This window comes from Gemmiger formicilis (assembly GCF_016900095.1).
In the GTDB taxonomy this organism is placed as follows: Bacteria; Bacillota; Clostridia; order Oscillospirales; family Ruminococcaceae; genus Gemmiger; species Gemmiger formicilis_A.
The window spans coordinates 1-26,022 of the sequence record NZ_JACJJP010000013.1; the positions used below are offsets into that span (position 1 = coordinate 1).

The 26,022-nt window shown below is 58.7% G+C and carries 19 protein-coding genes; 11 read left to right on the plus strand and 8 right to left on the minus strand.

What is annotated here, in order from left to right; all coding sequences use genetic code 11:
- Positions 1-132: 132 nt before the first annotated feature.
- From gloA2 to H6B15_RS07660, 3 genes are all read right to left on the minus strand, one after another.
- A complete protein-coding gene (gene gloA2 / locus H6B15_RS07650) occupies positions 133-516 on the minus strand; it encodes an SMU1112c/YaeR family gloxylase I-like metalloprotein (protein ID WP_204647410.1) in 384 nt (127 codons plus the stop codon).
- A gap of 67 nt (positions 517-583) precedes the next feature.
- Positions 584-1,501 (minus strand): amidohydrolase family protein, encoded by a 918-nt coding sequence (locus H6B15_RS07655; protein WP_204647492.1) that lies wholly within the window; start codon positions 1,499-1,501, stop codon positions 584-586.
- A 139-nt stretch (positions 1,502-1,640) separates the two neighbouring features.
- Entirely contained in the window at positions 1,641-2,996 is a 1,356-nt protein-coding gene (locus tag H6B15_RS07660; RefSeq protein ID WP_204647411.1) for a peptidoglycan D,D-transpeptidase FtsI family protein, read from the minus strand.
- Positions 2,997-3,132: 136 nt separating this feature from the next.
- Here H6B15_RS07660 and H6B15_RS07665 point away from each other — a divergent pair, with 136 nt between their 5' ends.
- Entirely contained in the window at positions 3,133-3,609 is a 477-nt protein-coding gene (locus tag H6B15_RS07665; RefSeq protein ID WP_204647412.1) for a methylated-DNA--[protein]-cysteine S-methyltransferase, read from the plus strand.
- A gap of 18 nt (positions 3,610-3,627) precedes the next feature.
- Here the strand turns inward: H6B15_RS07665 and H6B15_RS07670 are convergent, their stop codons facing one another.
- Positions 3,628-4,833, minus strand: coding sequence for a MalY/PatB family protein (locus tag H6B15_RS07670; RefSeq protein ID WP_204647413.1), 1,206 nt, complete (start codon positions 4,831-4,833; stop codon positions 3,628-3,630).
- A gap of 241 nt (positions 4,834-5,074) precedes the next feature.
- Between H6B15_RS07670 and H6B15_RS07675 the strand changes: the two genes are divergently transcribed.
- Together H6B15_RS07675 and H6B15_RS07680 are read left to right on the plus strand one after the other, a co-directional pair.
- On the plus strand, positions 5,075-5,716 hold the full coding sequence (locus H6B15_RS07675; RefSeq protein ID WP_204647414.1) for a helix-turn-helix domain-containing protein: 642 nt from the start codon (positions 5,075-5,077) through the stop codon (positions 5,714-5,716).
- Positions 5,717-6,044: 328 nt separating this feature from the next.
- On the plus strand, positions 6,045-7,370 hold the full coding sequence (locus tag H6B15_RS07680; RefSeq protein ID WP_243424327.1) for an MATE family efflux transporter: 1,326 nt from the start codon (positions 6,045-6,047) through the stop codon (positions 7,368-7,370).
- A 154-nt stretch (positions 7,371-7,524) separates the two neighbouring features.
- Here H6B15_RS07680 and H6B15_RS07685 read toward each other — a convergent pair whose 3' ends face one another.
- The 3 genes from H6B15_RS07685 to H6B15_RS07695 all read right to left on the minus strand — a co-directional run bounded on the left by H6B15_RS07685 (position 7,525) and on the right by H6B15_RS07695 (position 12,707).
- A complete protein-coding gene (locus H6B15_RS07685) occupies positions 7,525-7,746 on the minus strand; it encodes an HPr family phosphocarrier protein (protein WP_204647416.1) in 222 nt (73 codons plus the stop codon).
- A 410-nt stretch (positions 7,747-8,156) separates the two neighbouring features.
- Entirely contained in the window at positions 8,157-10,322 is a 2,166-nt protein-coding gene (locus H6B15_RS07690; RefSeq protein ID WP_204647417.1) for a Tex family protein, read from the minus strand.
- 30 nt (positions 10,323-10,352) lie between these two features.
- Complete coding sequence (locus H6B15_RS07695; protein WP_204647418.1) at positions 10,353-12,707, minus strand: YfhO family protein; 2,355 nt, start codon at positions 12,705-12,707, stop codon at positions 10,353-10,355.
- 92 nt (positions 12,708-12,799) lie between these two features.
- Between H6B15_RS07695 and yfbR the strand changes: the two genes are divergently transcribed.
- A complete protein-coding gene (gene yfbR, locus H6B15_RS07700) occupies positions 12,800-13,402 on the plus strand; it encodes a 5'-deoxynucleotidase (protein WP_204647419.1) in 603 nt (200 codons plus the stop codon).
- A 3-nt stretch (positions 13,403-13,405) separates the two neighbouring features.
- Here yfbR and dusB read toward each other — a convergent pair whose 3' ends face one another.
- On the minus strand, positions 13,406-14,383 hold the full coding sequence (gene dusB / locus H6B15_RS07705; protein ID WP_204647420.1) for a tRNA dihydrouridine synthase DusB: 978 nt from the start codon (positions 14,381-14,383) through the stop codon (positions 13,406-13,408).
- A 139-nt stretch (positions 14,384-14,522) separates the two neighbouring features.
- On the opposite strand from dusB, the gene polA reads away from it, so the two are divergent.
- From polA to H6B15_RS07740, 7 genes are all read left to right on the plus strand, one after another.
- Positions 14,523-17,039, plus strand: coding sequence for a DNA polymerase I (gene polA / locus H6B15_RS07710; RefSeq protein WP_204647421.1), 2,517 nt, complete (start codon positions 14,523-14,525; stop codon positions 17,037-17,039).
- 25 nt (positions 17,040-17,064) lie between these two features.
- Entirely contained in the window at positions 17,065-18,072 is a 1,008-nt protein-coding gene (tsaD, locus tag H6B15_RS07715) for a tRNA (adenosine(37)-N6)-threonylcarbamoyltransferase complex transferase subunit TsaD (protein WP_204647422.1), read from the plus strand.
- Positions 18,073-18,138: 66 nt separating this feature from the next.
- Complete coding sequence (locus H6B15_RS07720) at positions 18,139-19,803, plus strand: glutamine--tRNA ligase/YqeY domain fusion protein (RefSeq protein WP_204647423.1); 1,665 nt, start codon at positions 18,139-18,141, stop codon at positions 19,801-19,803.
- Between the two features lie 205 nt (positions 19,804-20,008).
- Positions 20,009-22,186, plus strand: a complete 2,178-nt coding sequence (locus H6B15_RS15790; RefSeq protein ID WP_204647424.1) for a helix-turn-helix domain-containing protein — start codon at positions 20,009-20,011, stop codon at positions 22,184-22,186.
- A gap of 282 nt (positions 22,187-22,468) precedes the next feature.
- Positions 22,469-23,335, plus strand: coding sequence for an ABC transporter permease (locus H6B15_RS07730; protein ID WP_243424328.1), 867 nt, complete (start codon positions 22,469-22,471; stop codon positions 23,333-23,335).
- A gap of 14 nt (positions 23,336-23,349) precedes the next feature.
- On the plus strand, positions 23,350-24,282 hold the full coding sequence (locus H6B15_RS07735; protein ID WP_243424329.1) for a carbohydrate ABC transporter permease: 933 nt from the start codon (positions 23,350-23,352) through the stop codon (positions 24,280-24,282).
- A 69-nt stretch (positions 24,283-24,351) separates the two neighbouring features.
- Positions 24,352-25,965, plus strand: coding sequence for an extracellular solute-binding protein (locus tag H6B15_RS07740; RefSeq protein WP_243424330.1), 1,614 nt, complete (start codon positions 24,352-24,354; stop codon positions 25,963-25,965).
- Positions 25,966-26,022: the final 57 nt, after the last annotated feature.

The following is a 26,022-nucleotide window of genomic DNA, read 5'->3' on the forward strand; positions in this document are numbered from 1 at the left end:
GGCTCCGCTTACGCTTCGCCAGTCCTGTTAAGGTCCCCACTACACGAGGGTCTTTTTATTCATGTCTACTAATTCTGGGGCAGTTCAGCACGAGACCCTGCAGGCTGTTTGTTATTTTATGTGGCACATGGTTCATTCGTGGATTTCCAGCGGAAGACCGTCCGGGTCAAAAAAGAAGGTCATTTTTTTGTTGGTATAGGCATCCAGGCGCACCGGCTCGCAAGGAATTCCCATCTGTTCCAGTTCCCGCACCGTATCGTCTACATTGTCCACCTGAAAAGCCAGATGGCGCAGGCCGCAGGCTTCCGGGCGGTTCACCCGTCTGGGCGGATTCTTTTCCGCAAAAATCTCCAGTTCCGTCTGCTCGTTCACCCGCAAATCCAGTTTCCAGTCTTGCCGGTCGGCCCGGTAGTTTTCCCGGATGACGGGAAAACCCAGCTTGTCCACATAGAATTTTTTGGCGACTTGTATGTCCGAAACAATAATAGCGATATGATGAATGGATTGAAGGTTCATGCCGTTCCTCCTTAAATGATGCGGACGCTGCGGCTCAGCGCTCCGCAATTTTCCTCCGTCCGATGGTTCAGGCATCAAAATACACACGCTTGGCGTTGTTGTAGTAGACATCCTCCAATTCCGCCTGGGTGAAGGCATCTCCCTTCATCAGGTAATCGGTCAGATGTTCATAGCTGTCCTGCGTGGCCGCAAAAGGCGCGTCGGTGCCCCACAGCAGGCGGTCCGCCCCCACAATGGATTTTGCCAACTTGAGGGTCTCGTGCACCGCCGGATAGGGGTAGGTGCCCGGCGCCACGATCTTGGGCAAAGCCGCCAGGTCAAACCAGACGTTGGGCTTTTTCAGCAGTTCCAGACTCAGGTTCAGTTCCTTTTTCCGGCCGGGCATGGGTGCCAGCAGGTGGCAGACCACCAGCTTCATCCGGGGATGGTCCTCGGCGATGCGGGCCAGGCTCCAGGGCTGATGGCTGGGCATGGTCAGATCGCCCACGTCCAATGCCACCGTGGCATTATGGACTTCGATGATATCAAACAGCGGGCGCATCTGCGGGCCGGCCAGGTCGAAGGGGTCGTGGCAGCCCATCAGGCCACCGCCACTGCTGACCTCGAACTTGGCGGCGCGGAAGCCCTGCTTCTCAAAGAAATATTCCATGGTCTGCACAGCGTCGGTCATGAAGGGGTCCACCGTGCAGGTGGGACAGAACCGGTCTGGGTAGCGCCGGATCAGCTCGCTGTGGTAGCGGTTTTGGAAGCCGTACATGCTCCCCTGCATGAGCACCGCCCGCTCCACCTCGTTCCGGTCCATCAGGGCCAGCGCCTTCTCGGCCGTAAAGTTGATCTCGCCGTAGTCGCCGTTTTGGGGGAAGAGCTCGAACACTTCCCCGTTGCCCCAGGCGGCCTTGCCGCCGCCGATGGCGCGCAGTTCGCCCCGCCGGCAATATCCGGCCACGATCTGTGCCACATGCAGGTGTGCGTCAATCTTTTTTATGGAATATACCTCACTGAAATTGGTGTTACTATATTTCTTATGGTACTACAGATTGGCGTATTTTTCCATAGGCGCACTTTGCCGTTGCAATTTAGCCCCCGATATGTTATAATTTTTTCAACGTTAATATGTAGAAAAATCATGGTCCAAAATACATCACCGGCCCCATCCGGTCGGCGGTATAATATTCGCTGCGCTTGATTTCGCCAGGCAGGTCGATGCCGGTGGCTTCCCGCAGACCGAAGGCAGCAAAGTAATCACAGAAGGCTTGCTTGCCCAGCCGGGCGCCCACCTGGATAAAACAGGGGTTGCAGGAAGCCGCCAGCCCCTGGGCCAGGGTTTCCAGCCCATGGATGTGCCCGTTGGCACAGCGGAACGTGGTTCCCGAAACATTGATTTTACCCGCACAGACAAACTGGGATTCCGGCGTGACGGCACCGGTATCCAGGGCAGCCGAACAGGTGATCAGTTTGAACACGCTGCCCGGTTCGTACAAGTCACTGATGGCCTTGTTGCGCCATTGGGCTTGTTGGGCCACCTGCAGTGCCTGGCTGCGTTCCTCTCCCGAAAGGGCGTTGACCTGGGCCCGGACCTCCTCGTCCACGATGGTGCGCGGATCGTTGGGGTCGTAATCCGGTTTGGTGGTCATGGCCAAAATAGCTCCGGTCTGCACGTCCATCACAATTCCCACGCCCCGGGCGGCCACATGGTGTTCCGCCACCGCTGCAGAGAGTGCACCTTCCAGCATGTGCTGGATGTTGGCGTCAATGGTCAGGGTCAGGCTGCTGCCGGGGACTGCCTCGATGAGAGTGCTGTACTCTTCGGGCATATCGTATCCCCAGGCATTTTTGGCGGTCAGCACCCGGCCGTTTTCCCCGGTCAGGGCTTCGTTGTATTCCAGTTCCAGCCCCCACAGTCCGGCGTTGTCCACATCGGTAAAGCCCAGCAGGCACCCCATAGAATCTCCCTGGGGATACACCCGCCGGGTATCCTGCCGGATCTGGATGCCCTCGGCGCCGTTCTCCTCGCACCAGCGGCGCACCGCATCCGCCGTTTCCCGATCCACCCGGCGTCGCAACAAACAGTCGTTGGAACTGCGCTGACTGAATTTTTCCAGGGTTTCCGCCTCATCAATCTCCAGAATCTCGCTCAATGCCTTGGCGGCCGGTTCCACCAGTTCGTCCGCCAGTTCCTGCGGCGCCGCCCGTATGGTCCAGCAGGTTTCACTGGCCGCCAGCAGAGTTCCATCCGCCGAGTAGATTTCCCCACGGGGGGCCGGCACCACCGTATCCCGCAATTGCTGGTCCGCGGCGCGGGCGGCATATCCCCCTGGGTCCAACAGTTGCAGCACAAACAGCCGCACCAGAAGTCCGCCAAAGCAAAGCACCGCCAGGCAACCCGCAAACGCCCAGACCCGCCGCCGGATATGGCGGTCAAGACCGGGGACCACGGGCCGCCAGGCGGTGCCTGACTGACCGTTTTTCTTTTGTTTCATGGCGCTGTCCTCCCCGTTTCTATCCTTTTAACAGGGGTATGCGACAGTGCACCGGGGTATGCCCTTGTCAAACCGGCACAAAACCTGTATGATGAGCACAAAAACAGGGTTCGGACCGGGAAGGAGCCGCAGTATTATGGAAAACGGATACACGCACATGGTATACCACACCACGCCGGTGGGGCTTTTGCGCCTTTGTGCCGACGATGGCGGTGTGTGCGGGATTTATTATGTCCGGGATGCAGGTAAAGCCCCCGCCGGGTCCGACAGCGATCTTCTGCGCAAGGCAGCGCAGGAGCTGGACGAATACTTTGCCGGACAGCGGCGCACCTTCGATCTGCCTTTATCCATGCACGGCACCCCGTTCCAGCAGCGGGTGTGGAGGGCACTGCTGCAGATTCCCTACGGACAAACCCGCAGCTACGGCCAGGTGGCCGCCATGACGGGCAACGCCAAGGCATCCCGGGCCGTGGGCATGGCCAACCACCGCAATCCGATCAGCATTGTGGTGCCTTGCCACCGGGTGATCAACGCTGACGGCGGGCTGGGCGGTTACGGCGGTGGGCTGGAAGCCAAAGAATTTTTACTGCATCTGGAAGGGCATGCCTTTTGAACGGGGATGCCCTTTTTCTTATGCGTTGAACACGTACTGATCCAGACGGGCAAAGGCTTCCTGCACACGATCCAGCGGAAGCGCCAGGTTCATGCGGATGGAGCAGGGACCGTGGAACGGGCGGCCGTCCTGCCAGGCAACGCCCACATCCCAGCCGGCACGCATGACGTCCTCCACGGTGCAGTTATGGGCCTTGCACCATTCACTGCAATCCAGGAACAGCATGTAGGTTCCTTCCGGATGAGCCAGGGTAACACCGGGATAGTGGGCGGCAATATGCTCGCAGGCATAGCGGACGTTTTCGCTCAGGACCTGGCAGAGCTCATCCACCCACTGCATACCGTTTTCGCTGTAGGCTGCCACCAGGGCATGCATGGACAGCACGTTCATGGAATTGTAGTGAGATTTGCTGCCGGCCGCATCCACGCGGTCCCGCAGCCATTCATTATAAATAACGTGGTAGCTGCCCACCAGGCCGGCCAGATTGAAGGTCTTGCTGGGCGCATACAGGGCCACGGTACGCTGCCGGGCATCCTCGCTGATGGACTGGGTGGGGATATGCTTGTGGCCGTCCAGCAGAATATCCGACCAGATCTCATCCGAAATCACGTAGCAGTCGTTGCGGCGATAGATCTCCATGGCCTGGGTCAGTTCTTCCCGGGTCCACACCCGGCCGCAGGGATTGTGGGGGCTGCACAGAATGGCGGCATGGATGTGGTTCTGCTTCAGCTTTTCTTCCATATCCGCAAAATCCATGCGCCAGACACCGTTCTCATCCAGGTGCAGCGGGCTGTGTACAATGCGGTAGCCGGCGTTTTCCAGGCTATGGGTAAAGCCGATATAGGTGGGACTGTGCACCAGAACCGCATCGCCGGGTGCCGCCATCACAGCCAGGGCGGAAATCACCCCGCCCAGAACACCGTTTTCATAGCCGATGGCCTCCTGCGGGATGTCCTGCACACCGTTGCGCTGTCTGTGCCAGTTGCGGATGGCTTCGTAGTAGGCCGGCGTGGGGCTGAAATACCCGAACGCCGGATGCTGGGCGCGGCGGCAGATGGCCTGGGGAATGTCCGGCAGGGTGGGGAAATTCATATCCGCCACCCACATGGGAATCACGTCAAAGCCCTGCCGCGGGGCCGCCGGTGCCCAGCCGTGGCCCACACCGTCCACAGCAATGGCGTCCATGCCGTGGCGCTCCAGATGAGAGGTAAAATCGTAATGCATACTGCAATCTCCTTTCCGATAATAAAGCCTGCAAAGGCGGAATATTGTGACCAAAAAGCGCAATTTACAGCCCATCGCTGCACCAAACAGAAATTTTTTCTACCCCGCTTTGTGCAACTTGCCGCTTGCGAAAACAGAAGAAGTTTGTTATTTTTTAATAAAGTGATATCGTTTTTATTTTTTTGTACAAAAGCGGTATTAACGCCAAAATAGCAAAATATAGATAAGGGAGCGTGGTCCCGTGCACGACAATGAAGCCTTGGCACTGTGTGAACAGCTCGCCCCTTTTTGGGCAGAAGTTTGCGGCTCCGGCACCGAAATTTGTGTGTATGATCTTTCCGACCCGGAACATTCTTTAATGACCGTTTGTCACCCGCGCCCCGGCCATCTGCCGGGCTCTCCCCTGCCCGAGGACCTGCGGAAACTGGTGGATGCCGGCTTTTCCGACGGCCAAAGTCGGCTGGTTGCGGTCCCATCGGAAAGTCCACTGGCGGATCTTCGCTGCCACGTCTGCCCCATCGGAGATGTGGCACATCCCTGCGGACTTTTGTGCGTGACCAAAGATTTAACCGCTGCCCGGGAACTGAATAATGCCATGCAAACCGTTTTGGAACGGTTTGCGCTGGAGCAGTCCCGGAAGGAAGAAGCAACGGACAACGAGCCCACCCTGGCCGCCATGATGCGCCAGCGCATTGCTGCTGTGGTGGCGGAATCCGGAATACCGCCCGCTCGCATGTCGGTGCAGGAAAAGGTGGATGTGGTCCATCGCCTGAGCGAAACCGGCGTCATGAACATAAAGGGTGCCGTGGGGGAGATTGCCGCACAGCTGTGTGTGTCGGTTCCCACCGTATACCGGTATCTGAACAAACACACACCCTCCTGAATGTGAAAGATTTCCTGTGGATGCGGCCTTCCCCTTTTGGGAAGGCCGTACTTTTATTATAGCGCACCGGTCTTGGTTTGGACAGCCCCTTTTTCTGCACAAAAAGAGGATTTTGTCTTTCTTGTGGTTCTGTTTTTCTCCATCGGCAAAGACGAGCCGCACCTAAATTGCCCACTTTTAAGTGCAAGATTTATCCTTTTTGCATCGATATTGACATTGTTCTCCCTGCCGGGTATAATACACTTTACACGGCGTTTCGCCAAAATTTACATACGGGGAAGTGCGGCAAAAGATGACAGACACGGCACAGGTCCGATCAGGTCAACCCATGTTCAGCGGCAGTGCATTGCGGCGGCTGATCTTTCCCATGCTGCTGGAACAGCTGCTGAGCGTGACCATGGGCATGGCCGATACACTGATGGTTTCGGGCGTCGGTGAGGCAGCTGTTTCCAGCGTAAGTCTTGTGGACAGCATCAACATTCTGATCATTCAGATTTTGTCCGCCCTGGCCACCGGCGGCGCCGTGATCGGCAGCCAGTACATCGGCCGTCACGACGAGGAAAACGCCCGTCGCAGCGCCGCCCAGCTGTATATGGTCCTGGCCGTGTCCACCATTTCGGTGATGTTGGTCACCCTGGTGCTCTGCCGCCCCATTCTGCGGCTGGTGTTCGGTCAGATTGATGACGACGTGATGAACTTTGCCCAGACCTATTTTATCATCAGCGCCATCTCTTATCCCTTCATCGGCGCCTACAACGCCGGTGCCGCTTTGTTCCGGGCCCAGGGCAACAGCCGCATCAGCATGCTGGCCAGCCTGGTTATGAACATCATCAACATTGCCGGCAACGCCCTGCTGATCTACGGGTTCGGGCTGGGCGTACTGGGCGCGGCGCTGGCCACCTTGGTGGGACGTATTTTTGCGGCGTGCTGGGTGTTCTGGCAACAACAGCAGTTTGAAAATCCGCTGCGTATTGAGCATCTGCGGGATATGCGCCCTGACCGGAGCATGATTCTTCGGATTCTGGGCATCGGGATCCCTTCCGGCCTGGAAAACGGAATGTTCCAGATTGGCAAACTGTGCGTGAGCAGCCTGACTTCCACCCTGGGCACTTCCGCCATTGCGGCCAATGCGGTGGCCAACTCCATCAGCAGTCTGACCAACATTCCCGGCAATACCATGAGCCTGGCCATGATCCCGGTGGTGGGCCAGTGCCTGGGTGCCGGCGAAAAGAAACAAGCCAAGCGCTACACCTGGCTGCTGCTGGGAATCGCTCTGGCGGGTCTGGCCGCCACCAACATTCTTTTGTTCATCGGTGCACCGCTGCTGTGCCGGATCTACAACCTGACCCCGGAAGCCACGGCCATGTGTGAACAGGTTCTGCACTGGTTTGCCATGTTCAGCATCTTCTTCTGGGCCTGCAGCTTTACCCTGCCCAACGCCCTGCGCTCCGGCGGCGATACCAAATACACCATGTCGGTGAGTATCTTCAGCATGTGGCTGTTCCGCGTGTTGCTGAGCTACTTCTTTGTGCTGCAGATGCACATGGGCCTGCTGGGTGTATGGTTGGGCATGTTCATCGACTGGATCTGCCGCAGCATCTTCTTTATGGTACGATTTGTGCGCGGCAAGTGGATGGACCACAAGGTCATTTGATTCCTTTTGAGCCAGATAGATAACGGGCGGTGTGCCGTGGTACACCGCCCGTTCCTTTTTTGGCTTTTTCGTCAAGGCAAACAGAAAGACCCGCCCCAAAAGGGACGGGTCCTGTTTTTTAGCCCCGCAAAGGGGCGGTTTCCTTTTTTTCAGATTACTGCTTCACGGCGCGAACCACACGATCCAGCTCCTGCTCATCGTCGCAGACGATCTTGACAGGGCGGCTGTAGTCCAGGCTCATCATGCCGAGGATGCTCTTCGCATCGGCGATGCTGCCCTTCATGTCATGCACGCCAACCTCGTTATAGCATTTGGCAGCGGCAGACACGATCCCCTGAACTTCGGTGAAGTTGGAAACCTTGACTTGTCTTACCATATTGAAGACCTCCATACATATCCCCGCGCGCCGGCCTATTCCGGCGCGGGCAAGGCGGTGGGAGCCGAGCTCCTTACCTTTGCCTTGCATGGGTATTATAGCATGATTATCGGCCGGGATTCCAAAATGCAGACAGGGCGCCCCGGTTTTCTACATGATGCACAAAAGGGCTAATTCTTCATTTTCGGTTTTGTCGGCTCCTACAATTTTTGGTGAACACCCAGAAAGATATATCACATATTTTTATGTTTTTGTATGTATATTTTTATTTTTTAGTATTTATTTTACTGTATTTGGGCCATTTTTTCCATATTTCGCATAGTTTCTGCTTGTACTGTACGTCTCATAAGCACAACATTACTCCATAATGAAACGTTTTTTCGGTTTTGGCCTGTTTTTCGCCGATTTTTTTATTGTGCCACGCCCTTCATTGTCAGTGCAATGCGCTTTTTTGCCGTGTCCACATCCAGAATCTTGACTTTTACCACCTGGCCGACCTTGAGCACATCCCGGGGATGTTTGACAAAACGATCCGAGATTTGGGAAATGTGCACAAGCCCGTCCTGATGCACGCCAATGTCCACAAAAGCACCGAAATCAATGACATTGCGCACGGTGCCGGTGAGTTCCATGCCCGGTTTCAGGTCCTCCATACTCATGATATCGCTGCGCAGCAGAGGCTTGGGAAGGCTGTCCCGCACATCCCGGCCGGGTCGGCAGAGTTCGGCGGCGATATCCATCAGGGTGGGTTCCCCTACCCCCAGGGTCTGGCACAGAGCAGCCGCACCTTTGGCCTTGATGCGCCAGGGCAGCTCCTGCATGGCATCGGTACCAATCTCGGCGGCGGTGTACCCGCAGGCATCCAGCAGACCCTTGGCGGCGGCATAGCTTTCAGGGTGGACCGCGGTGCCGTCCAGAGGATTCTTGGCACCAGGCAGACGCAGGAAGCCGGCGCACTGCTCAAAGGCCTTGGGGCCCAGGCCCTTGACCTTTTTCAGCTGGGCACGGGAGGTAAAGGCGCCTTCCTCCTCCCGGCGGGAAACAATATTTTTGGCGGTGGCGGCGGTGATGCCCGCCACCCGGCGCAGCAGCGGCGCCGAAGCGGTGTTCAGGTCCACCCCCACCGAGTTGACGCAGTCTTCCACCACGCCGTCCAGGGTTTCGGTCAGACGCTTCTGGGGCATATCGTGCTGGTACTGCCCTACCCCAATGGCCTTGGGATCGATCTTGACCAGTTCGGCGAGAGGGTCCTGCAGCCGCCGGGCAATGGACACGGCGCTGCGCAGGTTCACATCGAACTGGGGGAATTCCTCCGCCGCCAGCTTGGAGGCAGAGTAGACGCTGGCCCCGGCCTCACTGACCACCATATACTGCAGGTGCAGGCCCTTTTCGGCGGCCAGTTCCCGGATGACCTGGGCGGCAAATTCTTCGGTCTCATGCCCGGCGGTGCCGTTGCCGATGGCCATGAGCTCCACGTGATGCTGCAGCACCATGGCCTTGATCCGGGCTTTGGCCTGGTCCACCTTCTTGAACTCCGGCACCGGATACACCACGCCGGTATCCAGCACCTTGCCGGTGGGGTCCACCACCGCCACCTTGCAGCCCATGCGGTAGCCGGGGTCCAGGCCCATGACCACCTTGCCCGGGATGGGCGGCTGCAGCAACAGCTGGCGCAGGTTATCGCCGAAAACCGAGATGGCACCTTCCGCCGCGTTGGCGGTCAGGTCGGCCCGCAGCTCGTTTTCCAGGCTGGGATGAATCAGACGGCTGTAGGCGTCCTTGGCGGCTTCCTCCACCACCAGCGCACTGGCGCCGCCGGTCTTTTTGCGGGCAAACATCCAGGCCACGATGGCGGCGGCACGGTCAGAATCCACCGCAACACTCACCTTCAGGAAACCTTCCCGCTCGCCCCGGTCCAGAGCCAGCACACGGTGACCGGGAATCTTGGACAGCGGTTCGCTGTAGTCATAATACTGGGCGTAGACGCTGTCCTCCTTCTTGGCCTGCACACTTTTGATCTGGCCGAAAGCCTTGTAGTACCGGCGCAGCTCCGCCCGGCAGCGGGCATCGTCGGAGATCACTTCGGCAATGATGTCCCGGGCACCGGCCAGGGCGGCATCGGCATCGGGAACTTCCTCGTTGCAATAAGCGGCGGCTTCGGCCTTGGGGTCAAAGTCGGCACGCTGGGCCAGAATGGCATCGGCCAGCGGCTGCAGCCCCCGGGCCCGGGCAATGCTGGCCCGGGTCTTGCGCTTGGGCTTGTAGGGACGGTAGATGTCCTCCACCTCCGCCAGGGTTTTGGCGGCGGACAGGGCTGCGGACAGTTCCGGGGTCATGGCCCCCTGCTCGGTGATGGAGAATTCCACCTCTCCTTTGCGCTTGTCCAGGCCGCGCAGGTATTCCAGCCGGTCTCCCAGGGTGCGCAGCGCCTGGTCGTCCATGGAACCGGTGGCTTCCTTGCGGTAACGGGCGATGAACGGAATGGTGTTGCCTGCGTCGATCAGGTCAATGGCGCCCTGGACGTTCTGGACGGACAGGGACAGTTCCTGTGCAAGTTGTTCGGCGTAGTTGCTCATGGTTTCTCCTTCTCAAATAAAAGACCTTATTTATACTTTTGCCGCGGGTTTGCGGCGGCGCAGCACCGCCAGGTAGACGGCATACACCCCCAGCGCCCCCAGGCTGACGGGCACCGACAGCCCCAGACCAGGGGTGTGGTAGGTAAAGACAATCTCGCTTTCCCCCGCCGGGACGGGCACGGCCATCAGGCCGTTGTCCACCTTGAGGATGGGCGTTTGCTGCCCGTTGACGGTGGCGGTGAACCCGTCGTCATAGGGCACACTGAAAAAGACCAGGGTTTCCTTCTCCTGGCTGCTCAGGGCGGAAAATCCGGTGCGGGTGGCGGTAAATCCGGTCACCCCGCTGGAACGGCGCTGGGCGCAGTCCTGCACATAGGTTTCGTAGTCCCGCTGTTCCAGCATCTCCTCCGGCAGCCGTTGCAGCAGCCCGGCCCAGCTTTCGATCTGGTCGTCGGTGAGCAGCAGGGCCTTCATCAGCACCTGGGCACGCTCGTCCTCCGGCACCCGCTCAAACTGTTCGGCGGTGATGTAGTAGTCGTAGGTAAAGCCCATGGGGACCCAGTCCTGGTTTTCGTAGATGTCGTAGTGGTCGGTGGAGCTGACCAAAGCCCAGCTTTGGGTCATCTTTTCTTCCCAGTCACTTGCCTTATCCTCCGGCACCAGGGTATAGCGCACACTCAGCAGCCCCCGCAGGGCGTACAGGTCCACATCCGGCTTGGAGCTCACGTCCCGGGTGACCCCCACCGTGGGATAGAATTCCAGAATATGGGGCGCCACGGTGGAGTGGAAGCACTGGATGCAGCTCTTGTCCAGCCAGACGCCCATATTGTTGTAGCACTCATAGGCATCCAGGCGGTAGAACCCGTCATCCGGCAGTTCGGCGTTGAGTTCCTCCACGTCGCCCCAGGTTTCGGCGGGATAATCCAGGTCGTGCTCCCACTGACCGTACTTGGCCATGGACACGTGCACCGTGCCATACAGAAAGGTAAAGCCCAGGATTCCCGCCAGCAGGGAGGAGGAGAACCGCCGCGGATGGCGCAGACCCCGGCGCAGGATCAGGGCGAACAGCCCCACGCCCAGGATGCTCACCGCAAACAGTCCCCAGAACCGGTACTGGTTGTCCACCACGCCCAGCACAAAATTGCCGTCCTCATCCTTGTTGGGCACCAGGGCAAAGGCCGCCGCCGACAGGGTGACCAGCGCCGCCAGGCCCAGGGCCCGGGGGATCTCGGTTTCCCGGACGCTCTCGGTTTGCAGGGCCATGACACTGGCCGCACACAGAATCAGGATAGGCATATAGAACCAGCGGGCGTAATAGCTGGAATTGAGGGCGTAGAAGGCGCTGTTGAGCACCGGCACAAAGGCACACACCACACAGACTTTCAGGATACGGGTGAAGGGATGCCGCCGCCAGACACGGCAGAAGGCCAGTCCCGCCGCAATGCCCACCACCGGCAGGTAAACGGTCAGGCTAGTCCATTTGGTGATGCCCTCGTTGAACATGTCGGTGAGATAGGGGGCGTCCGGCATCATGAAGGCGCTGTACAGAATGGCCAGATACTGCTGGGCCTTGCCGTACACCAGATACCCGTATCCGGTGAAGGGGTCAATGGTGCGGGGATTCTGCACCAGGGAGAGGGCGGCGGGAATCAGCAGTACACAGCCCATGGCACAGCCCAGGACCGTCTCGAACGCCAGGAGGCCGAAGAGGCGCAGGCTCAGGCGATACCGGCCGGAAACGCACATGCAGACAAAATAGACGATGAGGAACACCGCCTGCCCCGCAAAGAAAAAGTAGTTGTTGAGCAGGTTCAGTGCTGCCCAGAAGGGGAACCGGCCGCGTTTGCCGTCCAGCACCGCGTCGTCCAGGGAAGCCAGCATATAAGGGAAAAGCGCAGGGGCATCCAGAAAGAAAAAGAAGAAGATGTTATACAGGTTGAAGCCGCAGAAGGCATACAGCACCCCACCGATGATACTCCATTCCTCGCTGCGCACCCAGCGGCGCATCCACAGATAGGCACCGCCCCCGGCCACCGCAAATTTCAGACAGAGCATGGGCACCATGGTGAAGGGCATCCACCGGGCCGGAATGAGCATGGTCAGCCAGAAAAAGGGGGAACCCAGGCAATAATAGGAGTAGGCATTGACAAACCCGCTGCCCAGGTCGGTGGCCCAGCTGAAACTGCCGCCCTGCTTGATGAAATCGTTGGCATAGGCGTAGAACGGGATCATCTGGTCATTGAAATCGCCCGCATAATGAAAGAAACCGCCGGTGACTCCATCGATGATGCAATGAGGAACAAACAACACGGCCGCCAGCGCCAGGCAAAGCCCGAACACCTGCCAGTAACAGGTGCGGCGCGCACGCAACGGCAGCAACGGCATGGCAAAACCCTCCTTTGGACGGAAAAAACCGTTTTCCAACACCGGGGAATGTGGTATACTGAATTTATTGTCAGCGAAAGGATCTTCGAAAGATGAAAACGTTTCCCTTCAACGCCCTTCTGGGGCGGATGAAATACATCACGCGGTGGGCGCTGATGCGCAACGGCCGGCCCGAAAGCCTGAGCGAACACACTGCCGACACCGCCCTGATTGCCCACACCCTGTGCCTGATCGCTCAGAACTGCACCGGCACGGGGGCGGGTATCCGGCCGGACACAGTGGCCACCGCAGCGCTGTACCACGACGCCCCGGAGATTCTGACCGGGGACATGCCCACGCCGGTGAAATATAAAAATGAAGCGCTGCGCACCGCCTACAAGGCGGTGGAAGCCGAGAGCGCCCGGGCCATGGCCGGGCTGCTGCCCCCGGAATTGCAGAACACCGGGGTGCTGTACCTGACCGGCACGGCGCTGACCGAGCCGGAGCGCAAGCTGCTGAAGGCGGCGGACCGGCTTTCGGCCCTGATCAAGTGCATGGAGGAGAGCCAGGCCGGGAACCGGGAGTTTGAGGCTGCCATGGCCCAGCAGCGCCGGGCGCTGGAGGAGATGCACTGCCCCGAAGCGGATTATTTCATGGAACACATGCTCCCCTGCTATACCCAGAATCTGGACGAGCTGACCCGGGGACGGTTTTAAGCCTTATTCCTGGCAGCGGTAGACTGCGTCGATGAGTTTGTCCACATCCTCAAAGTGAGAGAGGGTGGCGCAGGCGCGGCGCAGAGCCGCCGCCCCCCGCAGCCCTTTCATATAATGCATGGCCTGGCTGCGGGCCTGGGGCATGGCCGCCCACTCCCCTTTTTCCTCGCACATCTCATAAATCTGGTTGCGCAGGGCGGTCATGCGCTGGTTGAGGGTGGGTTCCGCGGGCTGGGGCTGGCCCAGCATGGCGGCCCGCACCCGCTCAAACAGCCAGGGGTCGCCCAGCGCTCCCCGGCCGATCATCACCCCGTCACAGCCGGTGCGTGCCATCATCTCCATGGCGCCCTCGGCGGTGGTGATGTCGCCGTTGGCCAGCACCGGGATGGACACCGCCCGTTTCATCTCGGCGATGGCTTCCACGTTCACCGGCGGAATGTACATCTGTTCCCGGGTGCGGCCGTGCACCACCAGCAGGTCGGCGCCGTTTTCTTCACAGGCGGCAGCCACCCGGGGACCGGTGAGATTTTCCTCATCCCAGCCGATGCGCATCTTGACGGTGAGAGGGGTATCGGGGCCAAGAGCCTGCCGGGCGGCCTTGACCATGGCCCCGCACAGGTCCGGGTCCAGCATCAGTTTGCTGCCCGCCCCGCTGCCGGTGATCTTGGGCGCCGGACAGCCCATATTGATGTCGAGGATGTCAAACTTGACGCCCTTTTCCCGCACGATCTGAATGGCATGGGCCAGGATTTCCGGCTCGTTGCCGAACAGCTGGATGGCATACAGCCCGCCGGGAGCCTCATCCCGCAGAAGCTGCACGCTTTTATGATCACCGAAGGTGATGGCTTTGGCGCTGGCCATCTCGCTGACGCTCCAGGCCGCCCCGTGACGCATCATCAGGTGGCGGCAGGCCGCGTCGGACAATCCGGCCATGGGCGCAAACACCGCCCCGGTGGGAATGTTCAGGTTTCGTAACTGCATGGGGACCTCTTTCTTTGGAAAATACCACTCGGGCGCACGGCGCCCGGTCAAATCATTGTACCACACTCCCCACAAGTTCGCAATTTGTGTTATACTGTACCCGGCTGTTTGAGCCGAACTTTATCTAACGGAGGACAAGATGAAACTGCTGGTATTGGATGGCAACAGCCTTTTGAACCGCGCATTTTTCGGTATTCGGGTGCTGACCACCAAGGATGGCAAGTACACCAATGCCATTTTCGGATTTCAGAATATTCTTTTGAATTTATTGGCAAACCACAGCCCCGACGCCGTGGCCATTGCCTGGGACGAGCGCGCCCCCACCTTCCGCCACAACGCCTATGACGGGTACAAGGCCACCCGCCACGGCATGCCCCAGGAGCTGGCCGAGCAGATGCCGGTGATGAAACAGCTGCTCACCGACCTGGGTTTTGCCCAGGTGAGCATGGCCGGCTGGGAGGCCGACGACATTCTGGGCACCCTGTCCGCCGCCTGCGAGGCCGCCGGCGGGCAGACGTTGCTGGCCACCGGGGACCGGGACAGCCTGCAGCTGGTGGATGACCACACCACCGTTCTGCTGGCCACCAACAAGGAAACCCTGGTCATGGACCCCGCCGCTATCCGGGAAAAGTACGGGGTGGAGCCCATCCAGCTCATCGAGGTGAAGAGCCTGATGGGGGACTCCTCCGACAACATTCCGGGTGTGCCGGGCATTGGTGAAAAGACGGCCCTGGCCCTGGTGCAGAAGTTCGGCAGCCTGGAAGGGGTGTACGAGCACCTGGACGACAAGGCCATCAAGCCCAAGCAGCGGGAGAAGCTGGCTGCCTCCCGGGAGATGGCCGATCTTTCCCACATGCTGGGCACCATCCGCCGGGACGCCCCCATCGACACCGACCCCGAGCATTACCGCCGGGGACCGGGCGATCCAGCCGCCGCGGCCAAGCTGCTGGCCGAGCTGGAAATGCACAAGCTGGCCGCCCGCTGGGGCCTGAACGAAACTGAATCGTCCGTGCAGGTGCAGGCGGAACTGCCCAAGGTGAGCCCTTCTCCCCTGCCTCTGGTCCTTGAAGGCCGGTATTACCTGGCCCAGACCGCCGGCAAAGAGGGCGGTGCCTGGTACGCCGTGCAGGGCAGCGAGGTCTTTGCTCTGGATGAAAGCCGCCTGCCCGGACTGCTGGACGGCGGCGCCGAGCTGTTCGTCTTCGACGCCAAGCCCCTCTACCGCAAGGCGCTGGAAGCCGGCGGCATCGGCACGGCCATCCGGTTTGACGGCAAGCTGGCGGCGTATCTTCTGAACCCTTCCGCCAGCGACTACCAGGTGGCGCCCCTAGCGGCGGAATACGGGGTGACCCCCGCCTTTGCCTGCGAGGAATACCCCGATGCCGGGGTGCTGGCCGGTGTCTGCGACATTCTGGCCCAGCATCTGGACGAGCAGGGCCAGCACAAGCTGCTGGCCGAGATGGAGCTGCCTCTGGCCCGGGTGCTGGCGGACATGGAACGCATCGGGTTTGCGGTGGACGCCGAGGGCATCCGTACCTTCGGGGACAGTCTGCGGGCGGAATTGGACGGGATTCTGCGGCGCATCTACGACGCCGTGGGGTACGAATTCAACCTAAACAGCCCCAAGCAGCTGGCCGAGGCCCTGTTTGACAAGTTGGGCCTGCCGCCCCGCAAAAAGACCAAGAGCGGCTATTCCACCGACGCCGAGACACTGGAAAGCCTGCGCCCCTACAGCGAAGTGGTGGACGATATTCTGAAATACCGCACCTACGCCAAGCTGCTTTCCACCTATGTGGAAGGGCTGCTGAAGGCCCAGGGACCGGACGGGCGCATCCATTCCACCTTCATCCAGACCGAAGCCCGCACCGGGCGCATCAGCTCCACCGAACCCAATTTGCAGAATATTCCCATCCGCACCGAGCTGGGCAGCCGGCTGCGGGGCTACTTTGTGGCCGGGGAAGGATGCACCCTGGTGGACGCCGACTACTCCCAGATTGAACTGCGGATCCTGGCCCACATCACCGGCGACGAGGCCATGTGCCAGGCCTTTGCCTCCGGGGCGGACATCCACCGTTCCACCGCCGCCAAAATCTATCACATTCCCGAGTCGGAAGTGACCCACGAGCTGCGCAGCGCCGCCAAGGCCATCAACTTCGGCATCATGTACGGCAAAGGGGCCTTCTCTCTGGGCAAGGACCTGAACATTCCGGTGAAGGAAGCCGACCGGTTCTTGCAGACCTATCTGAACACCTTCCCCAGCGTGGACGGGTATATGAAGGACTGCATTGCCCACGCCAAAGAAAAGGGATATGTGGAGACCCTCTTCGGCCGCCGCCGTCCCTTGCCGGAACTGGCCAGTTCCAACTTCCAGGTGCGCAGTTCCGGGGAACGCATGGCCCGCAACACCCCCATCCAGGGCACGGCCGCCGACATCATCAAGCTGGCCATGGTCCATGTGTGGCAGCGCCTGCGGGACGAGGGCCTGCGGTCCCGCCTGCTGTTGCAGGTGCACGACGAACTGATTGTGGAAGCCCCCCTGGAGGAAGTGGAACAGGTCAAGGCTCTGCTGAAGCAGGAGATGGAACAGGTGGTGCAGTACCGCGTGCCCCTGACCGCCGAGGTTGGCACCGGCAAGACCTGGCTGGAAGCACACTGATTGATAAAAGAGGACTGGGATTTTTATGTATATACTGGGATTTGAATCCACCTGTGACGAGACCGCAGCCGCTGTGGTCAAGGACGGGCGGGAGGTCTGCTCCAACGTCATTGCCACCAGCGTGGCGGAACAGGCGCTGTACGGCGGCGTGGTGCCGGAAATTGCCAGCCGCCGCCATGCGGAAAACATCAGCGCCGTGGCCGAAAAGGCCCTGGCCGATGCCAACCTGACCATGAAGGACATTGACGCCGTGGCCGTGACCTTCGCCCCCGGGCTCATCGGGGCGGTGCTGGTGGGGGTCAATTACGCCAAGGGGCTGGCCTACGCCACCGGCAAGCCGCTGGTGCCGGTGCACCATCTGCGGGGGCACATCGCCGCCAACTATCTGACCCATCCGGACCTGAAACCGCCGTTCCTGTGCCTGGTGGCCAGCGGCGGCCACAGCCACATTGTGCTGGTGCAGGACTGGTGCCGGTACCAGATTCTGGGGCGCACGGTGGATGACGCCGCCGGGGAAGCCTTCGACAAGGTGGCCCGCACCCTGGGCCTTCCCTACCCCGGTGGACCCAGCGTGTCCCAAGCGGCCCGCACCGGCGACCCCCACGCCTACCGCCTGCCGGTTCCCCATGTGCAGGGCAAGTACAACGTAAGCTTTTCCGGGCTGAAAACCGCCGTGGTCAACGAGGTCCACAACGCCCAGCAGCGGGGCGAAACGATCAGTGTGCCGGATATGGCCGCCAGCTTCCAGGAGCGCATTGCCCAGATTCTGGCCAAGAAGTTGCTGGCCGCCGCAGCCGACACCGGCGCCAAGACCGTCTGCCTGGCGGGCGGCGTGGCCGCCAACGGCCGGCTGCGCCAGCTGGTGAACGACGGCGTGCAGAAACTGGGCGCCAGGGTCTATCTGCCGGAGCTGAAATACTGCGGTGACAACGGTGCCATGATCGCGGCACAGGGGTATTACGAGTACCGGGACGGCAATCTGGCCGACCTGACCCTGAACGGGCTGCCCACCCTGGACATCGATTACCGCTGAGGGCTTGCGTTACGGCGCTATCTATTGTAAAATATGGGATTGTAACATTCGATTTGGGGTGTCATTATGTCTGATGAAAAATTTTCCAATTTTATAACCGAGGTCATCGACGCTGACCTGGCCGAAGGCAAGGTCAAGGAGATTCATACCCGCTTCCCGCCGGAGCCCAACGGCTATCTGCACATCGGCTCGGCCAAGGCCATCTACATCAACTATATGGTGGCCAAGACCTACGGCGGCAAGTTCAACCTGCGCTACGACGATACCAACCCCGCCCGCGAGGACGACGAGTATGTGCAGAGCATTCTGCGCGACCTGAAATGGCTGGGCGCCGAACCCAACGGCGGTATCTTCTACGGCAGCGATTACTTTGAGAAGTGCTATGAGTACGCCGAAAAGCTGATCAAAGAGGGCAAGGCCTACGTGGACGACCTGACCCGGGAAGAGATGCAGGAATACCGCGGCAACGACGCCGGCAAGCCCAGCCGTCCTTCCCCCTACCGTGACCGCACGCCGGAAGAGAACCTGGACCTGTTCCGCCGCATGCGCGCCGGTGAGTTCGCCGACGGTGAAAAGACCCTGCGCGCCAAGATCGACCTGGCCAGCCCGAACATGAACCTGCGTGATCCGGCCATCTACCGTATCAAGCATGTGCACCATCATCGCCAGGGGGACAAGTGGTGCATCTATCCCCTGTACGACTTTGCTCATCCCATCCAGGACGCCATCGAGGGTATCACCCATTCCCTGTGCAGCCTGGAGTTTGAAAACCATCGTCCTTTGTATGACTGGGTCATCCAGAACATCTTCGGCGGCGAGTTCCCCAAACAGCGGGAATTTGCCCGCCTGAACGTGACCAACACCGTCATGAGCAAGCGCTATCTGCGGGAGCTGGTGGAAAAAGGCATCGTGGACGGCTGGGACGATCCCCGTATGCCCACCCTGAGTGGTCTGCGCCGCCGCGGTTACACCCCCACCAGCATCTTTGAGTTCGTGCGCGGTGCGGGTATCTCCAAAGCCGACAGCCTGGTGGACATGCGTCAGCTGGAAGCCGTGCTGCGCGCCGAGCTGGAGCTGAGCGCCGCCCGCCGCGTGGCTGTGCTGGACCCCGTCAAGCTGATCATCGACAACTACCCGGCCGACAGCTGCGAGTATTTCGATCTGCCCAACAACCCCAACCGGGAAGCCAACGACAATTCCACCCGCCCGGTGGCCTTCACCAAGGAAGTGTGGATTGACCGCAGCGACTTCTTTGAGGTGCCGCCGCCGAAGTTCAAGCGCCTGACCCTGGGCAGCGAAGTCCGCCTGATGGGCGCTTATCTGGTGCGCTGCACCGGTGTGGACAAGGACGCGGAGGGCAACATTGTGGCCATCCACGCCGAAGCCGACCTGGAGACCCGCAACGGCAACCCCGCCGACGGCCGCAAGGTGCGCGGCACCATCCACTGGGTGAGCTGCGAGCACTGCGTGGATGCCGAGGTGCGGCTGTACGACAAGCTGTTCACCGAAGCCAACATGAACGGGATTCCCGACGACGCCGACTTCAAGGATTACCTGAACCCCGAAAGCGTCACCGTCATGCCCAACGCCAAGCTGGAAAAGATCCTGGAAAATGCACAGCCGGGCGAGCGGTTCCAGTTCGTGCGCATGGGGTATTTCACCCCCGACAGCCACGATGCCCATGTGTACAACCGCATCGTGACGTTGAAGGACAGCTTCAAGCTGGGCTGATATTTCCTTTTGTTGCCATATACAATGGCACATAACGAACATATTCTGCCGACACAACAGTCAAAAAAGGTTCCTGCCTATGCAGGAGCCTTTTTTATTTTTGCAAAAATTTTACATTATGCGGCGAGATACTTGTTTTTCTGCCTATTTTTTACTAAAATAAAAGTGTGAATTTTGTCATTCTCGTTCAAGGAGGGCGCCGAACGTGAAATTTACGGTTGCAAACGGCAACTATGCCACGATCTGGAAACGGATGTTTTCCAGTTATCTGCTGATTATCTTTCTTGCCTTCCTGATTTATTCCGGTGCGGTGTTCGGCGAGTCCATCCTGTCGGCCCGGCGCATCCGCCATGACACAAGCACCCTGTATGCCAACACCGTGGCCAGCCTGCTGGAAGAGCGGATCCAGGCCACACGCAGCCTGTCCCTGGGGATTGATGCCTCCACCAACTTCAAGACCCTCTATTACTCTCAGTTCACCGGGGAAGAAGTGGGCACTTTCCAGCGGTACCAGCTTCTGGCCGAGCTGAAGCGGCTGTATTCGTCTTCCAAGCGACTGGACCTGATGCAGGTGGCGGTGTTCCTGAACGGGGAGGCGGAAGTATTCACCAGCAGCAACATGGCCATCCTCAGCCAAAAATTTGCCGTTGAAGACACCACCGACCTTCTGCGGCACGGCTCTTTGGGGGAGGTTTTGAACCTGCCCCAACAGGACCGGGCCGATTTTTCCACCTCCGGGTTGGTTTGTACCGTTCCTTACAACCATTCCGGCGTGGGCACCAACGGATGTGTGGCCGTGGTGTTCGATGACAGTGTTTTTCTGCGGGAAGTAGAAGAGGTCATTGGGGATGTTCCCTTCGGTCTGGTCATCCGCCAGGGAACCCAGGACGTATACAACACCGGGGAAATCGCCGGACCCGCCTTCACCGTTGATCTGAGTGCCTTTCCCGATGTACAGATCCAACTGTATCTGCCCGGACAAAGCCTTCTGGCTGATGTGGTGAACCGCATTTCCCTGCCCATGATCTGTGCTGTATTGCTGGCAGGAACCTTTCTGGGAATGGCATTTTTCTTTTCCAACAAATATTACGCTCCCATCAGCCAGATTGGCGACATGGTAGCCCCGGCTTCGCTGCACAACGCCGACACGGACTCCCTTGTGACGGGCGTGCGCACTCTGTTGGGAGAGCGGGACACCTATCGCAAACGCATCGATTCCATCAGTCCCTATGCTGATCAGCGTATCCTGCGGGATTTTCTGCTGGGCAATACCGGAAAAGATTCTTTGCAGTCTCTGCGGCTGCCCCCTGTTGCTCCGGACGGATGGTATTGCATTGCCGCCGTCAACATCACCTGGCCCGAAGGACAGACTCCCGGGCAGCGGCAGCCTCTGCTGCAACAAAAGCTTACCGAGATCAGTGCCGCTTTCAACACCGAGGAACTGCGCCTTTGGGGGTATGTGAGCAACGACTTTCTTGTTTTTCTGGTGCTGAACGCAGCCAATGAAATTACCACCAACTTTTTCTACACCGTTCAGGAGTGGATGGAACGCAATCCTCTTGTGCCCGACACACAGGTCACCTTCGGCATCAGCGGCAGCAAACTGGGGTGTGAGCAGATTGCCCCCGCCTGTCAGCGGGCCGTTCAGGCGGTGAACGACGGCATTCTCATGTGCGGCCGGGGGGAAATTTATGTGGCCGAGGAGGAAAACAGCCCCGATGTGCACGCAAACTATTATTTCCCGCCCGATCTGGATGTGACAATCAGCCACTGCATCCGCCACCAGGAACCCGACCGGTTGGCCCATATCCTGCGCACCATCTATGAGAAGAATGTGCTGCGCCCCCATATGGATGCTGAAACCATCCGCATTCTGGTGGAGGAACTGCGCGTGTCGGTCATGCGCGGCCTGCACGACGCCCGGGGTACTGACGCCCCCTCTTCCCTGCCACGTATTCCCGAAAGCTCCACCTTGGAAGAAATCTTCACCCATTACCAGAATCTTTTGCAGCAGCAGATCCGAGAAGCCGCCTTGTTCCAGGCGGATGACCCTGCCCAAAAACTGTTCGCCGAGGTGGAAACCCGACTGTATGATCCAGAATTGAGCTTAAAAGGCCTTTCGGCGCAATTTTCCATGAGCGAAAAGACCATCCTGCAGCTGTTCAAGAAAAAATATGACGAGACCTTCCTGCAATACCTGCAGCACCGACGGACGGAACACGCCCGCATGCTGCTGAGCGATACACAACTGACCGTATCGGAAATTGCAAAGCGCTGCGGATACACCAGCGACCAATCTTTTCGTCGAAATTTTATCCAGAGCACTTCTTTGACCCCCGGACAGTACCGTTCACAAAATTCCGGCAAAGGATCATCGGAATAACGTTATTTTTGCAGATTCCAACATTCAAAAATTCCCGCTTTTCAATTTTTGAACGGCGGGAATTTTTTAATTCTGTACATTTTTCCCGCAAATTGTAGAATGAAACTAGTCAAACGGACAAGACGCTGAAGCGTGTCCGAAATCCGGTATTCTGCAATGGAGGAAAACACAATGTTCAAAAGCACTGCTTTGGCAAGAGATGCTTCCCCTGCAGGGTCGATATCTCAAAAACGGATGTCGCCCTTGCAGAAAGCATGGAACAGAGACAAATATCTTTTGTTAATGATCTTGCCGGTCGTCATCTGGTACCTTATCTTCTGTTACCTGCCCATGGCCGGGTTGTACATGTCCTTTACGGACTTTGTCCCGGGCAAGGGCCTGATGGGATTGTTCCAGGGCAAGTTTGTGGGCCTGAAATGGTTCCAGAAATTTTTTGAATCCCCCTACGCTTTCCGACTGGTGCGCAACACCTTCCTCATGGCTTTCTACTCCCTGATTTTCGGCTTCCCCATTCCCATCATCTTTGCGTTGTGCATCACCCAGATCCGCAGCAAGCCCCTGCGCCAGGCCGGTCAGGTGCTGACCTACCTGCCCTACTTCATCTCCACTGTGGTTGTCTGCGGTATGATCAACAACTTCCTGTCCCCCAGCACCGGCATCATCAACCAGATGATTGAATTCTTCGGCGGAACGCCCATCAACTTCCTGGGCTTGCCCGAATGGTTCCGGACCATCTATGTGGTGAGCGGATCGTGGCAGACCTTCGGTTTCAACTCTATCATCTTTGTGGCCGCCATCATGGCCATTCCCCAGGACCTGTACGAGGCCATGCGCGTGGACGGTGCTTCCAAGCGGACCATCATCTGGCATCTGGTTCTGCCCAGCATCAAACCCACCGTCGTACTGCTGCTGATTATGGCTTGCGGCAACCTGATGAGCGTCGGCTTTGAAAAGGTGTTCCTGCTCTACAGCCCCGGCGTCTATGAGACTGCCGACGTCATTTCCACCTACGTGTACCGCCAAGGTATTGAAAGCAGCAACTACTCGTACGCCGCCGCCGTCGGCCTGTTCAACTCGCTGGTTACCTTCGCCATCGTCTTCCTGGCAAACCGCACCAGCCGCAAGCTGACCGACACATCCGTCTGGTAAAGGAGAATTGAACCATGAGCAAACCTGTTGCCACCACCGCGCACAAAAATCCCATGCGCGAGTTTATACAGGAAGATCTGGGCGACAAAATCTTTGATATTATTATCTGGATTATCGTGTTTCTTGCCATCGTCGTCTGTGTATACCCCTTCCTGTATGTTCTGTCCGTTTCCATCAGCGACGGCGCCGCCGTCAACCGGGGCGATATCTGGCTGCTGCCGGTGGGCTTTGATCTGAGCGCCCTGAAGATGGTGCTGGGTTACGATGATCTTTGGACTTCCTACATCAACACCGTGATCTATACGGTGATGGGCACCGTGTGTAACGTCCTCTTCTCCATCCTGGCCGCCTATCCCCTGAGCCGCCGCCAGTTCTTCCTGCGCAAAAAGCTGAACTTCTTCCTGGCGTTCACCATGTACTTCTCCGGCGGCCTGATCCCCACCTACATGGTGGTGACCGGTCTGGGCCTGTACAACAGCCGCTTGGCCATGGTCCTTCCGGTTCTGATCAGTGCCTACAACGTGATGATCCTGCGCAGCGCTTTTGAGGCCATTCCCGAAGAGCTCTTTGAAAATGCCAACCTGGAAGGCGCCAACGACTTCATCATGATGGCCCGCATCGCCGTTCCTCTGGCCAAACCCACCCTGGCTGTTCTTTCGCTGTACTACGCCGTGGCCCGGTACAACGACTTCTTCTCCGCCCTGCTGTATCTGGGCAAAACCAATCTGCAGCCCCTCACCCTGTTCCTGCGCAAGGTCCTGCTCAGCTCTTCGCCGGAAATTTTGCAGAGCGCCGGCGGTATGCTGGCCGCAGATGCCGCTGCCCAGTCCACCCTGCAGATTCAGTACGTCTGCATTGTTCTGGCCGTCATTCCCATCATGTGCGTTTGCCCCTTCGTTCAGAAATATCTGGTCAAGGGCACGATGCTGGGCGCCGTCAAGGGCTGATTGACCGCCATTTTCCACTATTATTGTACGAACGGGGACAACATCACCCCGAAAAATAGGAGGCATACCATGAAAAACAACCATTCCCGCCTGGTCAAGGCAACCGCTCTTCTGTGCGCGGTCTCCCTGGCGGCCACCAGTCTGACGGCTTGTGGCGACAGCTCTTCCACCACCGAAAATGCCGTTGCCAGCCCGGATTTCGTGTACGACGGAACCGGCCCTATCACCGATCTGGACGGCATGACCCTGACCTGTGTGGCCCAGGCATCCAACTACTCCAACGTGGACATGACCCAGGCCGAAATCGTCAAGAAGGTCCAGGAAGGTGCCAATGTTACCATCGACTACACTCTGGTCAATCCAACCAACTACAACGACACCGTCAAGCCCATGCTGGCCGCCGGCAGTGACCTGCCCGACTTCATCCGCCTGCCCGACGATATGGACCCCAACCAGAGCTACATCAATTCCGGTCTGTTTGAGCCACTGGACACCCACTTCGACGAGATGCCCAACTTCAGCAAATGGCTGGATGAAAATCCGTCCGTCAAGGCTTCTCTGACCGCTTCCGACGGCCACATCTATTATGTCTGCGGCACCAACGTTTCAGATACCTTCCAGCCCTGCATCATGTACAACATGAAGTGGCTGGCCGACGCCGGATTCTCCGAAGTTCCCTCCACCACCGATGAGTTTGTGGAACTGCTGCGCTACTACAAGACCCACGACATGAACGGTAACGGCGACACCAATGATGAGTATCCCATGAGCGTCACCGCCGAAATGCTGCCGTATATGTTTGGTCCCGCCTTCGGTCTGGACCTGATCTCCGGCTTCTACGTCAAGGATGACGGCACCGTCGCCTACGCCCAGGCTGAGAGTGAAGACTACAAAGCTTATCTGACCTTCCTGAACCAGCTGTACACCGAAGGTCTGCTGGATGTGGACTACACCACCCTGACCCGCGACCAGATCATCGCCCGCTTTGCCAACGACCAGACCGGTGTCACCTGCGACTGGGGCTATCAGATGGACATGACCTACAGCGTCCAGCTCCCTTACTATGACGGTACCCGTGCCACCGGCGTCAGCGGCGCCAAGCCTCTGAGCGGCACCCATGAAGGTTTCTACGTCGGCCGTGATCCCATCGGCAGTCTGTGGGGCGTGACCGCCGCCTCCTCCAACATCGATCTGGCCATTCGCTTCCTGGATTATGCCTTCAGTGAGGCCAACCAGGATATGTACTGCTGGGGCATCGAGGGTGAAAGCTATGTAGTGGATGAAAACGGCAATCGCGAATTTACCGAACAGGCCAGCGACAACACCTGGCTGCAGCAGCTGGGCATCAACCCCGCCGGCGTCCTTCCCGCCCGTCAGTCCACCGAAGCTACCTACGCTCTGGTTTCTGATTGGCATGAAGAAGTGGACCAGGAACTGATCCAGTACGTGCGCTCTCCCTGGCCTTTCATCTTTGCCGAATCCGATGAAGCCGAGGTCGTCTCTAACTATCTGGTAGACCTGGAAACTTATGCCGATGAAATGGAAGTTGCTTTCATTACCGGCACCGCTTCTCTGGATACCTTCGACGATTATCTGGCCACCCTGGAAAGCATGCACCTGAGCGATCTGCTGGAAGTTCGCACCGCCCAGTATGAACGTTACCAGGCCGCTTCCGCCACCTGATAAAACCAACACCATCTCCTAACAAGATAGCAGCACTACGGCAGACTCTGAAAACGG